Here is a 14,113-nt window from a genome sequence, read left to right as displayed (position 1 = left end):
GGACGGGGGCGTCGCGGTCAGTCGTCCGCTTCGCTGCCCGCCGGCTCGTCCAGCATGGCGCGGTAACGGTTGAGGCTTTCCTCCAGATGCGCGACCAGCGCGTGTTTGGCAGCCTTCGCGTCGCCCTGCGTGATCGCCGCGAGGATGCCGGCATGCTCCTTGTTGATCTTCTTCAGATAGGCGTTGTAGGTGCGGCCGGACTGGCGATGCTTCAGCACCAGATCGAAATTGATCTCGCCCATCACCGCGACGAGAAAACTCGGAAAGTGCGGGTTGCGCGTGGCCTTGGCAATGGCCAGGTGGAAATCGAAGTCGGCGCGTGCCTCGATCTCGGCATCGTTCGTGTCGAGGTTCTCGATATAGTCGAAGGCGCGGGCAATCTCGGCCAGCGCTTCCGGCGTGCGGCGCTGCGCGGCAAGCGCCACGGACTGCATTTCGACACCGAGACGCAGTTCGAGGATCTGCATGGCCGAGCGGATGTCGTCGATGCGGCTGATCTCGAAGTTCAGCGTCTTGGCGTCCTTCTCCGTGACATAGACGCCGGCGCCCTGCCTTGAGATGACCCGACCCGCCACCTTGAGCGAAGTGAGCGCCTCGCGAATGACCGTGCGGGACACGCCGAATTCTTCGCAGAGCTGGGCGCTTGACGGAATCTTCTCGCCGGGCGCATAAAGTCCGTTATCGATGCGCTCGGCAAGTTTGGCGACGACGATTTCCGCGAGATTGCCGCGCTGTGTTATGATCGACATGCCGGTCTGCCCTTCGCCCCGAAACTTCGCATTTATCACATATCATACATGGCGAGTTTCTCCAATGGCAGCGGCCTGCGCCTGAAGATGGGTGCGGATGACTTGCAGGGGATGCGGAATGTGCCGCTGGGACATCAGCTTCACCTGCGAGCGGCAGGAATAGCCCGTTGCCATGATCACCTCTTCTGTTCCCGCACTTGCGAAGGCGGGTTGCCAGCTCGTGGCATAGAGTTTTTCCGAAAGGGGACGGTTTTGCACCTCGTGACCGAACATGCCCGCCATGCCGCAGCAACCGACGTCGACGGCGGAAAACGCGATACCCAGTTTTGCGAAGACGGTACCCCATTGACTGACGGCCGCCGGTGCAGTGCTGCGTTCCGTGCAATGCGCCATCAGCCGGTAGAGTGGAGGGTCGCGCACGGGAGCGGGCGCGGGTAGCCGATCGATCACGTGCGCCAGCCATTCCTGCGGCAGCAGGACGCGCGCACACAGTCGCACCGCGGCATATTCACTGCGATAGGCGAGTGTCATCGACGGATCGATGCCGACCAGCGCTATGCCGGTATCGGCCATGCGGTCGAGCTGCCGCGCGGTCCGGTCCGCCACCCTCTCAAAGGCGCGAAGATACCCCAGCACGTGCAGAGCCTTGCCGTTGCTGAGCGGCGGCGCGAGAAAAGGCCGAAGCCCCAGCGAGACCGCGATATCGATGGCGGCGGACAGCACCTGCGGGTCGAAATGTTCGGTGAAGGCATCAGGCACAAAGATCACCGCTTTGTCCCGTTCCTGCCCGCTTAGGCTCGCCAGTGCCTGCGGCGTGGCGATGGCAACGCTGCGGCGGAGCGAAGGGGCGGGAAGGGCAGGAAGTGCCGTCAGGCCCGTGAAGCGCATCGCCGCCTGGCCGATCCTGGAGCCGACGACGAGATTGTAGAGCGCTCGCGTCCGGGCCATCAGCGGCAACAGGGGTTCGATGGCCGCGACGACCGGGTCCTTCAGTGGCCGCAGGTAGCGCCCGTAATAGAGTTCAAGGAACTTGGAGCGGAAGGCGGGCACGCTCACCTTGACGGGGCATTGGCCGGCGCAGGCCTTGCAGGCGAGGCAGGTGTCCATCGCCGCGCGCACCTCATGGGAGAAGTCGTCGCGGTTTGCGGGGTTGAGTGAGTTCCAGACGCGCCGTACGAACCCCGGGACTGTGCTTGTGCGACGCAGGCGCTCCGCCTCCCGTCGTGGATCGACGCCCTTTTCAGCAAGCCGGCGAAGCCATTCCCGCATCAGCGAGGCGCGGCCCTTCGGCGAAAATCGCCTGTCACGCGTCGCCTTGTAGGAAGGGCACATCAGCCCGTCGGCATCGAAATCGAAACAGGCGCCGTTACCGTTGCAATAGGCAGCATTGTCGAAGGCGGCGCGGATATCGGTGCCGAGGATGCGGTCGAAGCTGCCACGCAAGGGGATATCGTCGATTTTCGGCAGGGGGCTGCTGACCGGCGCGACGATCTTGCCGGGGTTTAACTGGTTGAGCGGATCGAAGGCCTGCTTGATCTCCTGCAAGCGCGGATAGAGCGGGCCGAAGAAGGATGGCACATATTCCGAGCGCACCCCCTTGCCGTGTTCGCCCCAGAGGACGCCGCCGTATTTCTGCGTCAGTGCGACGACGGCGTCGCTGATCCGCCGCATGAGCGCAGCATGGTCCGCGCGGGTCAGATCGAGCGCAGGGCGCACGTGCAGCACGCCGGCATCCACATGGCCGAACATGCCATAGGTCAGGCCTTCTCCATCAAGCAGTGCGCGGAATTCGCGGATATAGGCGGCGAGATGTCCCGGCGGAACGGCGGTATCCTCGACGAATGGTACCGGCCGGATCGGGCCGTCGACATTGCCGAGCAGGCCGACCGCCCGCTTGCGCATCGTCCAGACGGCGTCGATATCGGCCTTGCCATGCACGGTGGAAAAGCCCTTCCGGCCGGCGAAGAGCGTGCCTTGGAGCGCCGCGCTGACGACGGCCAGTTTTTCAGCGAGATCGCCCGCGGTGTCGGCCAGAACTTCGACAATGTTGATGCCGTTGGCCGGCCCGTCGGCATCGTCCGGAAAAAAGGCGGCGATGCGCGGCCAGGCATTATCGCCCTTGGCGAGTTGCAGGACTGTCTCGTCGATCGTCTCGACCGAGGCGACATTGAGAGCGACGAGCGTACGGGCGTCTTCGAGCGCGGCGTTGAAATTGTCGTAACGGATGGTGATAAGCGCCGCACAGGCGGGGATTGGCAGCAAGGCCAGTTCCGCCTCTGCGATCATCGCCAGCGTGCCTTCGGATCCGCAAAGCACCGCGTTCAGGTCGAAAAGACCATCCCCGCGCTGGAGATGGGCGAGATCATACCCGGTCATGAAGCGGTTGAGCTTCGGGAAAACCGCCTCGATCTGCTCCCGGTTGTCGGTCGCGATGCGCGCGAGTGTCCTGTGGATATCGCCGACGCGGTCGCGCCGGGCCTGAAGCGCCCGCAACTCTTCCTCTCGCACGGGGCGGGAGAGGAAATCGGTGCCGTCGGTCAAAACGACGCGCAGGGCGCGAACATGGTTGCTGGTCTTTCCGTACAGGCAGGATCCCTGGCCGCAGGCATCGGTCGCGATCATGCCGCCGATCGTTGCCCGGTTCGAGGTGGAAAGCTCCGGTGCGAAGAATAGGCCGTAAGGTTCCAGCGCCTTGTTCAACTGGTCCTTGACGATGCCGGCCTCCACGCGTGCGGTTCGACGGACCGGGTCGATCTCGATGATCCGGTTCATATGGCGTGAGCAGTCGACAACGATGCCATCAGTCAACGACTGGCCATTCGTGCCCGTCCCGCCGCCGCGCGGCGCGATCGTGACGGTGGAGAATTCCGGTTTAGCGAGGGCCTTGGCAATGCGTTTGAGATCGTCGATGTTTTTCGGAAATAGCACGCCGGCGGGTGCCACCTGGTAGATGGAATTGTCGGTGGAATAGACGGTTCGTTCCGAAGCGCCGGTGCCCGTGTCCCCCTCGAACCCAATGGAGGCGAGATGCCTGAAAAAATCGGAATTTGCTGTCGAAACGCTCCGGTCGGTGTCGAGGCGGGGGATCATGGCGGAATCCAGAAATGGCTTGCGCTTTGTTAAAGTTGGCATATAAGTGATAACATACCAATATAGTGGCGCAACCCGAAAAACACGAGGTGTGAAACGTGAAGAACCAGTCTGTTGTCATCGTCGGTGGCGCTTCGGGCCTCGGGTTCACGACGGCGAAGCTGATGGTCACGCATGGCGCGACGAAGATCGGCCTCATCGATCGCAACGAGGCGCTGCTTTCATCCTCGGCGGCGGAACTGACGGCGCTCGGCGTCGAGGTTGCGACCGCGGTGGCGGATATTTCCCGTGCGGAAACGGCGCATGCCGGCTTCGATGCCATCGTTGAAAAATTCGGCCGCGTCCACGCCCTCGTCAACAGCGCGGCAATCTACCCGCGCAAGGCCATTCTCGACATCACCGATGAAGAGTGGGACCTCGAGAATGCGATCAATATCAAGGGCACGTACCATATGATGGTTGCAGCCGTGCGCCACATGCGCCAGTTCGTGAACGCGCCGGAGGTCACCGGCCGCATCGTCAACATCACCTCGGTCGATGCGTTCAAGGCGCATCCACAGAACGCGCATTATGCCGCCACCAAGGCCGCGGTCGTCAGCCTGACGAAATCTTTCGCGCAGGAATGCGCCAAGGACCAGATCCTCGTGAACTCCGTGGCGCCTGCCGGTTTTGCCACCGACCGCGCCAAGGAACTCGGCTTTCTGCCGGAGCTGGCGAAAGCCAGTGCGCTCGGGCGCGCGGCGGAACCGGTCGAAATGGCCGAATGGATTGTCATGATGGCGTCGAGCCGCAATAGCTATGCGACCGGAGAGAATGTCGTGATCAGCGGGGGATATATCTATGTCTGACACATACCGCGTCGCAGTCGTCACGGGTGCGACCAGCGGTATCGGCAAGGCCATCGTGCCGATGCTGCGCAAACGAGGGCTCGACGTCTACGCCATCGGCCGCAACGAGGCGCAGCTTGCCGAACTCGCCAAAACAAGCGGCGCGATCCCCGTGCAGGCCGATGTGCGCGACACCGCACGCATTGGCGAGGCCCTGGTCGGTGTCGAGGTGGATATCCTCGTCAACAATGCAGGTATCCTCTCCACGCGTGCAGCCTTTCAGGACATCGACCCCGCCGAGATCGATGCGATGGTCGACATCAATCTCAAGGCGCCGATGCATCTCACGCGCATTGTCCTGCCGGGCATGGTTTCGCGCAAGCGCGGGCACCTCATCTATATTGGCTCCAGCGGCGGGCAGGCGGCGTTCCCGGGCATGGGTGCCTACGGCCCCTCGAAAGCCGGCCTCAGCCTCTTTTGCGACAACCTGCGCTGCGACCTGCTCGGAACGTCGGTCCGCGTCAGCGAAATCGTGCCCGGTCGTGTGCAGACTGCGCTGTACCGCACCTCGATCCCGGACAATCAGGCGAGCGCCGTGCTCTATGACGGATACAGGCCGATCCAGCCGGAAAACATCGCACAGATCATCAACGATGTGATTGCGCTGCCCGTTTATGTCGATGTCGCTCGCGTCGAGGTTTTCCCGACCGACCAGGCGACCGGCGGTGGATCCATGGTAAGATTTCCGGCAAGCTGAAGTCCTGGAGGGGCCATGTCCGGCAACGATGACAAGAAAACACCGGAAGAAAAGCCGGATCTCATCCGGCATTATCGCCCGGTCGCCATCCGTTCGGTTCTGGCCGCCCACGCGATGATACCGCAAAAACACGAAACCCTGCCGCCCGAGCCCCCGGCGGACACGGGCTTTGCCCTGCCGGCGGGCTTTCACGCGGTTCCAGACGATTGAGTTTTGGCGCCGGCTGCGCCCACACATACTCTGTGTTCTTGTGCATATCGTCAGCCCGGCTTCCGGTGAGGCGTTTCGCCAGCCAGAGTTCTTGGCGCGGCGCGTGGCCGCCTGACCCAGCCCCATTTGCTCCAAACTACACTTGGCGGATTTAACCGACGGCACGAGTCAACGATGGCGCGTGGGGGGCGGGTGGGAATGACGGTCTATTCGCTCCCATGTTCCGCCAACGGCGGCGGAAAATGGTTGACATGACTCATTCTTGCATACTTTATGAATACACTAAGTATGCAAGAGGAGGAGGCGTACGATGCCGTTGACAGCGGAGCCACGAAACCATCCGTTCTGGGCGGAGAAGATCACAGGCCTGTCCCAGGCGCTCCTGCGTGGGGAAAAAATCCTGGCCGGGATTTTCATAACGGTGCTGCTGGCATTGATCCTGGTCAACGTCGTCACCCGCTTCGCTAAGGTGCCGATCTACTGGATCGACGAGGCCTCGATTTTCTCGATGATCTGGCTGGGCTTCATTGGCGCGTCGGTCATGACGCGGCTGCGGATCGATTTCGCGGTCACGCTCCTGTCAGATCAGTTGCCGCCCAAATGTGTCGCCTGCCTGCGCGCCCTCGCCACCGGGATATCCTTGGCCTTTGCGATCGGATTTGCCGTGGTGTGCTGGTTGTGGCTGGATCCAGTCGGCATCGCTTCGCACGGTTTCGATGCCCAGGCTTTCGCCGCAGAAACCTTCAACTTCCTCTACACCGAGCGCACCCAGACGCTGGAATGGCCGACCTGGATCGTCAACCTGATCCTGCCGATCTTCGCCCTCACGCTCGTCGTCCATAACGCAGCCAACCTGCTTGAAGACCTCGGGATTGCGCGCAAGCGCGAGCAGGTCTCGCTGACGACTGCCGAAGGAGCTGCCTGATGTTTACCTTCGGCGCATTCGTTGCCCTCATGCTGATTGGCCTGCCGATCTCCATTGTGCTGTGTCTCACGGCGGCGGCGTATATCTGGCAGAGCGACAACATGGTTCTGTTCGTCTCCTTTCCCACCCAGATGTTCACCGGGCTGGACAGTTACGGCCTGATCGCCATCCCGCTGTTCATTCTCATCGGTGAGATCATGAACGGGGGTGGCATCACGCGGCGCATCATCGACATGGCAATGGCGTTCGTCGGCGCGCTCAAGGGCGGCCTCGCCTATGTCAACCTGCTCGCCAACATGTTCGTCGCCTCCATTCTCGGCTCGGCTGCGGCACAGGTTGCGCTGATGTCGCAGATGATCGTCCCGGAAATGGAAAAGAAGGGCTACGACAAGACCTTCGCTGCCGGCCTCACCGCCTATGCCGGCATGCTCGGGCCGATCATTCCCCCGTCCATCATGTTCGTTGTCTACAGCGTCATCGCGCAGGTTCCCGTGGGAACCATGCTGGCCGCCGGCATCATTCCCGGCGTCATTCTCACCATCGCCTTCGTCGTGGTGATCGCGCTCATGGGCTATGTCTACAACTATCCGCGCGGCGCGAGCCTGCCGATGCGTGAACGTGTGACCATCACGCTGAAGGCCCTGCCGACGCTGATCATTCCGCTGATCATCGTGGGTTCGATCGTGACCGGCCTTGCCAATCCGACCGAAGCCGCAGCGATGGGCGTGGTTGCCGCGGTCCTTGTCGGGCGTTTTGTGACGGGCGATCTGCGCCTGAAACAGCTTCCCGGAATGTTCGTCAAATCGGGGGTCCTATCGGCGGGCATTCTGTTCCTGATCGCGGCCGCCGCCGTGTTCTCCTGGGTCCTCGTCTACGGCATGGTTCCCCAGCACGTGGCGGAATGGATCCAGACCATCGCGAAAGACCCGATCACGTTCATGCTGCTGGTCAATGTGATCCTGCTCGTCATCGGCACGGTCATTGACGGCGCACCGGGCCTCATCATGACCGTTCCGATCCTGCTGCCGATCGCGACGGAAGTCTACGGCATCGACCCGGTGCATTTCGGCGTCGTCGCCGTGCTCAACCTGGTCCTCGGCTTCCTGTCCCCGCCGGTCGGGCTGAACTTCTTCATCGCCGCCGCGGTGACGGGTGCCAAGCCCGGCAAGATGTTCATCGTCACGCTGCCGTTCTTCCTGATCTGCTGCGTCATCCTGGTGCTGCTTTCGATCTTCCCGGCACTGTCGACCTACTTCTCCTAACCCGTAAATTCACAACAGAGGGAACCACCATGAACATTACACGCCGTGCCTTGATGAAAAGCGTCTCGCTGGGTGCCGCAATGGCTGTCTCCGCACCGTCGATCCTGCGTGCGCAGACCGCCAAGATCTATCGCCTCGGCATTACGACGCCGCCTGGCCACCCGTGGAACGTCGCGGCTGAAACCGTCGGCAAGCGCCTTGCGGAAGAAACCAACGGCCGCCTTTCGATCCAGGTCTTCCCGTCGAACCAGCTCGGCAACGAAGGTGCCATGCTGCAGCAGATGCAGTCCGGCGCGCTGGATTTCGGCTGGATCATGACCGCGGAACTCGGCTCGCGCATTCCGCAGATCGCTGCCATCAATGCGCCCTGGCTCGTCAAGAGTACGGAAAAGGTCGCGGCGCTCGTTCGTCACCCGGTCGCCACCAAGCTTCTCGACGTCCTGCCCGCCCAGAGCGGCACGATCGGCCTTGGTTACGGCATCACCACCCTGCGCGTCGTCTTCACGGGCAAGGAAACCGCCGGTATCGAAGATATCAAGGGCATGAAGTTGCGCATCAACACGACGCCGGCCTATCGTGATTTTTACCAGCTTCTCGGTGCAGCGCCGACGCCAATCCCGACGCCGCAGGTGTTCGACGCCATGTCCAACGGTCAGGTGGATGGCCTTGAAGCAGACCTCGATCTCTCCTGGAACCAGCGCTACGACAAGGTCGCCAAGACCATGCTGCGCATGAACGCCATCTTCATGCCTTGTGTCGCGCTGGCGTCCGGTCGCGTCTGGAAGGGTGTTCCGGAAGCGGATCGCGAACTCATCGCCCGCCTCACCCGCGAGGAGCTCGACAAGCAGATCGACGCCACCGTCGCAAAGGAAGCCACCCTCCTGCAGAACTTCAAGGACGCCGGCATCAAGATCGTCGACGTAGACCTGAAGAACACCGCGGAAATCATCGCCGCTTATGACGAGATCTGGCTGCCGAAGGCACCGGTTCTGAAAGAACTGCGGGAAGTCGGCGCAAGCCTCTGACGCCAGCGGTTTACCCGCCGATACGGCTCTCCTTCCAAGGGAAAGCCGTATCGGCAAAGTCTACCCGGATAAGCGCATTCTTTTTCAGGCAACGTGACGACACCCTAAGGCCGGCTGGACGAAGGTCATTTGGCCGTTTGCCGTCAGGAACGGCGTAAGGCTTGTCGCATTGGCCCCGACTATCTCGAAAACCGCATGCAGCGGTTGGTGTTCGTCCACCGTACCCCGTCTCTTTCCAGCTGTCTTTGCGACAATCAAAAATGGTTGCGGCCTCGGCCTGCTTCGGTCCCTGAACCGAAGTCGTTGATAAGTCGTCATAGCTGTTGACGCATTTTTTACCTCGTCTACTATATCTTGTGTTCGAGGTTCCTTCGATTCGAAAGGATTGAAGGCTAAGACGGGAATCCGGAGTGGCCATGATGGCTGCGTCAATCCGGAGCTGCCCCCGCAACTGTAAGCGGCGAGCATTCGTTCAAAAGACCACTGGGGCGCAAATGCCCTGGGAAGGCGGACGGATGCCGTGACCCGCAAGCCAGGAGACCTGCCTCGCGCATGAATGTCCACGGGCGGGGTGTCCGGAAGGCGAGCGTTGGGTTGTGGAATGATGCCGCGCCCCGTCTCCCCGAACGCCTCGCATAGTTGCTTCGGGGTGAAGTCATGTCGATTCCGTTTCCAGTACCTCCGCGCGAGTAAGCGGCGCCCCGGTGTCCGGCCGCCTGCAGGGTGGCCACCTGTTTCATTTTTAGTTCATCGGACGGCCATCGGCGGATGGCTGAACGATTCGTCACGTCTAATTGCCAAATTACGAGGAAGCCCATGTCCATCACTGTTTACTCCAAGCCAGCCTGCGTCCAGTGCAACGCGACCACCCGTGCGCTCGACCGCCAGGGTATCGACTACAGCGTCGTCGACGTCTCCGAGGATGCCGATGCCTTCGCGCTCGTGCAGGGTCTTGGCTACCGCCAGGTCCCAGTCGTCATCGCCGGCGAGCAACACTGGGCGGGCTTCCGCCCTGACATGATCAGCGCGCTCGCCTGAAGCCGCGGCAATGGGTGAGCTCGTCTATTTTTCCACTCGGTCGGAAAACACCCATCGCTTCGTGCAAAAGCTCGGCATTCCAGCCGCCCGCATTCCCCTTCGCGCCGATGGAGCGCTGAAGGCACGGGCGCTTTTCGTCCTCGTCGTGCCGACCTATTGCGCCGAGGATGGCAAAGGCGCCGTTCCAAAACAGGTGATCCGCTTCCTCAACGATGCGGAAAACCGCGCGAACCTTCGCGGCGTGATTGCCGCGGGCAACAGCAATTTCGGCGCGACCTTCGGGATCGCCGGCGATGTCATCTCCGCCAAATGCGGGGTGCCTTATCTCTATCGCTTCGAGCTTCTGGGCACGGATGAGGATGTCGCCAACGTCAAAGATGGATTGGAACGATTTTGGACACGATGACGCTCGACAAGCCGATCAAGGCCCCGGAGATTACGGCGCTGGACTACCACGCGCTCAACGCCATGCTGAATCTCTACGACGAGGGTGGAAAAATCCAGCTTGACAAGGACCGGCAGGCCGCCAAGCAATATTTCCTCCAGCACGTCAACCAGAACACCGTCTTCTTCCATAACCTTCGGGAGAAGCTCGATTATCTGGTGGCGGAGGGGTATTATGAGCAGGAGGTGCTGGACCAGTATTCCTTCAATTTCGTGCGCGATCTCTTCGATCACGCCTATGACAGGAAGTTCCGCTTTCCGACCTTTCTCGGCGCTTTCAAATACTACACGTCCTACACGCTGAAGACTTTTGACGGGAAGCGCTATCTGGAGCGCTACGAGGACCGCGTCTGCATGGTGGCGCTGGCTCTGGCGCGCGGCAGCGAGGCGCTGGCGAGGGACCTCGTCGACGAGATCATTTCCGGCCGCTTCCAGCCGGCAACGCCGACCTTCCTCAATGCGGGCAAGAAACAGCGTGGCGAGCTCGTCTCGTGTTTCCTGCTGCGCGTCGAGGACAACATGGAGAGCATCGGCCGCTCGATCAATTCGGCCTTGCAGCTTTCCAAGCGCGGCGGCGGCGTGGCTTTGTCGCTGACCAATCTTCGCGAGATGGGCGCGCCCATCAAGCAGATCGAAAACCAGTCCTCCGGCGTCATCCCGGTGATGAAGCTCTTGGAAGACTCGTTCTCCTATGCCAACCAGCTCGGCGCGCGGCAGGGGGCGGGGGCCGTCTACCTCCATGCCCACCACCCCGACATCATGCGCTTCCTCGATACCAAACGCGAGAATGCCGACGAGAAGATCCGCATCAAGACGCTGTCGCTCGGCGTCGTCATACCGGACATCACCTTCGAGCTCGCCAAGAACAACGAGGACATGTACCTGTTCTCGCCGCATGACGTGGAACGTGTCTACGGCGTGCCCTTCACCGAGATTTCGGTGACGGAGAAATACCGCGAGATGGTCGAGGACGGCCGCATCAAGAAGAAGAAGATCAAGGCGCGCGACTTCTTCCAGATCATCGCGGAAATCCAGTTCGAGAGCGGTTACCCCTACATCATGTTCGAGGACACGGTGAACCGGGAAAATCCGATCGCCGGGCGTATCTCCATGAGCAACCTCTGCTCGGAAATCCTGCAGGTCAGCGAAGCAAGCGCGTTCAACGATGACCTGTCCTATGCGAAGATGGGCAAGGACATTTCCTGCAATCTTGGCTCGCTCAACATCGCCTCCGCAATGGATAGCCCAGATTTCGGCAAGACGATCGAGACTTCAATCCGCGCGCTGACCGCCGTCTCCGAGATGAGCCATATTTCCTCGGTCCCCTCCGTGGAAAAAGGCAACGACGACAGCCACGCCATCGGCCTTGGCCAGATGAACCTGCACGGTTACCTCGCCCGCGAGCGCATCTTCTACGGCTCGGAAGAGGGCGTCGACTTCACCAATCTCTATTTCTACACCGTGACCTACCACGCGGTGCGCGCCTCAAACCGCCTGGCGATCGAGAAGGGCGTGAGCTTCAAAGGCTTCGAGAACTCGAAATACGCCTCCGGCGAATACTTCGACAAATATACCGAAGCCGAATGGGTGCCGGCGACGGAGAAGGTGAGGGTGATCTTCGAAGAGGCGGGCATCCATATCCCGACGCAGGAGGACTGGGTGGAATTGAAAAAGGCCGTCATGGAAGGCGGCCTCTACAACCAGAACCTCCAGGCCGTGCCGCCGACGGGCTCGATCTCCTACATCAACCACTCCACCTCCTCGATCCACCCGATCGTCTCGAAGATCGAGATCCGCAAGGAAGGCAAGATCGGCCGCGTCTATTACCCGGCCGCCTTCATGACCAATGACAATCTCGACTACTATCAGGACGCCTACGAGATCGGGCCGGAAAAGATCATCGACACCTATGCGGCAGCGACCCAGCACGTCGACCAGGGCCTGTCGCTGACGCTGTTCTTCCGCGACACCGCGACGACGCGCGACATCAACCGGGCGCAGATCTACGCCTGGAGGAAGGGCATCAAGACCATCTACTACATCCGCCTTCGCCAGATGGCGCTGTCCGGCACGGAAGTGCAGGGCTGTGTCTCGTGCGCGCTGTGACATCGGGGAAGACCATGAACATTCAAGTGAAGACCAAAGCCCCGAAGGCGGCCGCCGCCGTGCGCGCCATCAACTGGAACCGCATGGAGGACGACAAGGACCTCGAAGTCTGGAACCGCCTGACCGGGAATTTCTGGCTGCCGGAAAAGGTGCCGCTGTCCAACGATATCCCGTCCTGGGCGACATTGAAGTCGGAGGAGCAACAGCTCACCATCCGCGTGTTCACCGGCCTCACCCTGCTCGACACGATCCAGAACGGCGTCGGCTCCGTGCGGCTGATGGAAGATTCCGCGACCCAGCACGAGGAAGCCGTGCTTTCCAACATCTCCTTCATGGAGGCCGTGCATGCGCGCTCCTATTCGTCTATCTTTTCGACGCTGTGCTCGACGCCGGATGTGGACGACGCCTATCGGTGGTCAGAGGAAAACGAATTCCTGCAGAGGAAATCGGCGCTGATCATGGAGCAATACGCCTCCGCCGATCCGTTGAAGAAGAAGGTCGCGAGCGTCTTCCTCGAGAGCTTCCTGTTCTATTCCGGCTTCTATCTGCCCATGTACTGGTCGAGCCGCGCCAAGCTCACCAACACCGCCGACATGATCCGCCTCATCATCCGCGACGAGGCCGTGCACGGCTACTATATCGGCTACAAGTTTCAGCGCGCAGTGGAGCGCCTGAGCGCGGAAAGGCAACAGGAGATCAAGGATTTTGCCTTCGAGCTGCTGTTGGAACTCTACGACAACGAGGCGAAATATACCGAAGCGCTTTACGATGGCGTCGGCCTCACCGAAGACGTCAAGAAGTTCCTGCACTACAACGCCAACAAGGCGCTGATGAATCTCGGCTACGAAGCACTCTTCCCGCCGGAAGCCTGCAAGGTCAACCCGGCGATCCTCTCCGCACTCTCGCCGAATGCCGACGAAAACCACGACTTCTTTTCCGGCTCCGGCTCGTCCTATGTCATCGGCAAGGCCGTCGCCACCGAGGACGAAGACTGGGATTTCTGAGGACGGGAGACGGGTTTCATATCGGTGATATGGCGGGTCGGAAACCGGGAGCCGACCATTTCGGTCCGCTATTCCACGTTTGCTGTTTCCTGAACAGGTAAGCGGCCAATTCGATGGCTTGGCCGCTTTATCTTTGATGACGTCGAAATTGGCCTGCTTGGGCGTCTACGCCCTTCGCAGCCTGCGCCGGTTATTTGCGCTTTCGCTTGGGAGTTGGAGCCGGTTGGACCGCCTCCATATCCTGGGCCAGTCGCAGCGCGCGCAGTTTCTCGGTCTTCTTTTCGCGGGCGGCAGCTTCCTGTTCGATAATGCCTTTCGCGACAGAATTGGTCTCAGCCGCCTTTTCGGCAGCCGTCGCCTTGGTAGGCTTAAAAAATTGCTGTCGGGTCGCAGTCATCGATCACTCCTCATCTGGGCCGGAAACTGGTCGCCACCCGATTACGCGCGAATGGGCTTCTTCTTCGGTGCCGGAAGCAAGCCTTCCCGCTGCGCTTTCTTGCGGGCGAGCTTGCGCGCGCGCCGGATGGCGTCGGCTTTCTCTCTTACTCTGCGCTCAGAGGGCTTTTCGTAGGCGCTGCGCGCCTTCATTTCCCGAAAAAGACCTTCTCTCTGCATCTTCTTTTTCAGAACGCGGATAGCCTGCTCGACGTTGTTGTCCCTGACGAGAACTTGCAAA

General features: G+C 60.9%; 14 protein-coding genes and 1 riboswitch. Of the genes, 10 read left to right on the top strand and 4 right to left on the bottom strand.

Annotated elements, in window-relative coordinates:
• Positions 1-17: 17 nt before the first annotated feature.
• Both GR138_RS09105 and ydiJ read right to left on the bottom strand, forming a co-directional pair.
• Complete coding sequence (locus GR138_RS09105) at positions 18-749, bottom strand: FadR/GntR family transcriptional regulator (RefSeq protein ID WP_160858574.1); 732 nt, start codon at positions 747-749, stop codon at positions 18-20.
• A 42-nt stretch (positions 750-791) separates the two neighbouring features.
• A complete protein-coding gene (ydiJ, locus tag GR138_RS09100) occupies positions 792-3,839 on the bottom strand; it encodes a D-2-hydroxyglutarate dehydrogenase YdiJ (protein WP_160858572.1) in 3,048 nt (1,015 codons plus the stop codon).
• 98 nt (positions 3,840-3,937) lie between these two features.
• Here ydiJ and GR138_RS09095 point away from each other — a divergent pair, with 98 nt between their 5' ends.
• The 10 genes from GR138_RS09095 to nrdF all read left to right on the top strand — a co-directional run bounded on the left by GR138_RS09095 (position 3,938) and on the right by nrdF (position 13,437).
• Complete coding sequence (locus GR138_RS09095) at positions 3,938-4,687, top strand: SDR family oxidoreductase (protein ID WP_160858570.1); 750 nt, start codon at positions 3,938-3,940, stop codon at positions 4,685-4,687.
• Positions 4,680-5,423 carry an SDR family oxidoreductase gene (locus tag GR138_RS09090; protein WP_160858568.1) on the top strand — a complete coding sequence of 248 codons (744 nt, stop codon included), beginning with the start codon at positions 4,680-4,682 and terminating at the stop codon, positions 5,421-5,423. The genes GR138_RS09095 and GR138_RS09090 overlap by 8 nt, the downstream gene beginning before the upstream one ends.
• Before the next feature lie 15 nt (positions 5,424-5,438).
• Positions 5,439-5,633, top strand: coding sequence for a hypothetical protein (locus tag GR138_RS09085; protein WP_160858566.1), 195 nt, complete (start codon positions 5,439-5,441; stop codon positions 5,631-5,633).
• A gap of 310 nt (positions 5,634-5,943) precedes the next feature.
• Positions 5,944-6,558, top strand: a complete 615-nt coding sequence (locus tag GR138_RS09080) for a TRAP transporter small permease (RefSeq protein WP_160858564.1) — start codon at positions 5,944-5,946, stop codon at positions 6,556-6,558.
• On the top strand, positions 6,558-7,820 hold the full coding sequence (locus GR138_RS09075; protein ID WP_160858562.1) for a TRAP transporter large permease: 1,263 nt from the start codon (positions 6,558-6,560) through the stop codon (positions 7,818-7,820). The genes GR138_RS09080 and GR138_RS09075 overlap by 1 nt, the downstream gene beginning before the upstream one ends.
• Positions 7,821-7,849: 29 nt before the next feature.
• On the top strand, positions 7,850-8,845 hold the full coding sequence (locus GR138_RS09070; protein ID WP_160858560.1) for a TRAP transporter substrate-binding protein: 996 nt from the start codon (positions 7,850-7,852) through the stop codon (positions 8,843-8,845).
• A 346-nt stretch (positions 8,846-9,191) separates the two neighbouring features.
• Positions 9,192-9,408, top strand: a riboswitch (cobalamin riboswitch).
• Between the two features lie 253 nt (positions 9,409-9,661).
• Positions 9,662-9,883: a glutaredoxin-like protein NrdH gene (gene nrdH, locus GR138_RS09065; RefSeq protein ID WP_160858558.1), complete on the top strand. Its 222-nt coding sequence runs from the start codon at positions 9,662-9,664 to the stop codon at positions 9,881-9,883.
• 10 nt (positions 9,884-9,893) lie between these two features.
• Entirely contained in the window at positions 9,894-10,289 is a 396-nt protein-coding gene (gene nrdI / locus GR138_RS09060; protein WP_160858556.1) for a class Ib ribonucleoside-diphosphate reductase assembly flavoprotein NrdI, read from the top strand.
• On the top strand, positions 10,286-12,433 hold the full coding sequence (gene nrdE / locus GR138_RS09055) for a class 1b ribonucleoside-diphosphate reductase subunit alpha (protein WP_202402597.1): 2,148 nt from the start codon (positions 10,286-10,288) through the stop codon (positions 12,431-12,433). The genes nrdI and nrdE overlap by 4 nt, the downstream gene beginning before the upstream one ends.
• Positions 12,434-12,447: 14 nt before the next feature.
• Positions 12,448-13,437: a class 1b ribonucleoside-diphosphate reductase subunit beta gene (gene nrdF / locus GR138_RS09050; protein ID WP_160858552.1), complete on the top strand. Its 990-nt coding sequence runs from the start codon at positions 12,448-12,450 to the stop codon at positions 13,435-13,437.
• A gap of 190 nt (positions 13,438-13,627) precedes the next feature.
• On the opposite strand, the gene GR138_RS09045 is transcribed toward nrdF, so the two are convergent.
• A complete protein-coding gene (locus tag GR138_RS09045) occupies positions 13,628-13,834 on the bottom strand; it encodes a hypothetical protein (protein WP_160858550.1) in 207 nt (68 codons plus the stop codon).
• 41 nt (positions 13,835-13,875) lie between these two features.
• Positions 13,876-14,112, bottom strand: coding sequence for a 30S ribosomal protein S21 (gene rpsU, locus GR138_RS09040; RefSeq protein WP_160858548.1), 237 nt, complete (start codon positions 14,110-14,112; stop codon positions 13,876-13,878).
• Position 14,113: the final 1 nt, after the last annotated feature.

It is taken from the genome of Shinella kummerowiae, from assembly GCF_009827055.1.
Classification (GTDB): Bacteria; Pseudomonadota; Alphaproteobacteria; order Rhizobiales; family Rhizobiaceae; genus Shinella; species Shinella kummerowiae.
This window is presented reverse-complemented; position numbering and strand designations above follow the sequence as displayed.

Coding starts and splice junctions, on each gene's coding strand:
- GR138_RS09105 (WP_160858574.1), bottom strand. CDS start 749: ATGTCGATCATAACACAGCGCGGCAATCTCGCGGAAATCGTCGTCGCC.
- nrdH (WP_160858558.1), top strand. CDS start 9,662: ATGTCCATCACTGTTTACTCCAAGCCAGCCTGCGTCCAGTGCAACGCG.
- GR138_RS09085 (WP_160858566.1), top strand. CDS start 5,439: ATGTCCGGCAACGATGACAAGAAAACACCGGAAGAAAAGCCGGATCTC.
- GR138_RS09075 (WP_160858562.1), top strand. CDS start 6,558: ATGTTTACCTTCGGCGCATTCGTTGCCCTCATGCTGATTGGCCTGCCG.
- nrdE (WP_202402597.1), top strand. CDS start 10,286: ATGACGCTCGACAAGCCGATCAAGGCCCCGGAGATTACGGCGCTGGAC.
- nrdF (WP_160858552.1), top strand. CDS start 12,448: ATGAACATTCAAGTGAAGACCAAAGCCCCGAAGGCGGCCGCCGCCGTG.
- ydiJ (WP_160858572.1), bottom strand. CDS start 3,839: ATGATCCCCCGCCTCGACACCGACCGGAGCGTTTCGACAGCAAATTCC.
- GR138_RS09080 (WP_160858564.1), top strand. CDS start 5,944: ATGCCGTTGACAGCGGAGCCACGAAACCATCCGTTCTGGGCGGAGAAG.
- GR138_RS09045 (WP_160858550.1), bottom strand. CDS start 13,834: ATGACTGCGACCCGACAGCAATTTTTTAAGCCTACCAAGGCGACGGCT.
- GR138_RS09070 (WP_160858560.1), top strand. CDS start 7,850: ATGAACATTACACGCCGTGCCTTGATGAAAAGCGTCTCGCTGGGTGCC.
- GR138_RS09090 (WP_160858568.1), top strand. CDS start 4,680: ATGTCTGACACATACCGCGTCGCAGTCGTCACGGGTGCGACCAGCGGT.
- nrdI (WP_160858556.1), top strand. CDS start 9,894: ATGGGTGAGCTCGTCTATTTTTCCACTCGGTCGGAAAACACCCATCGC.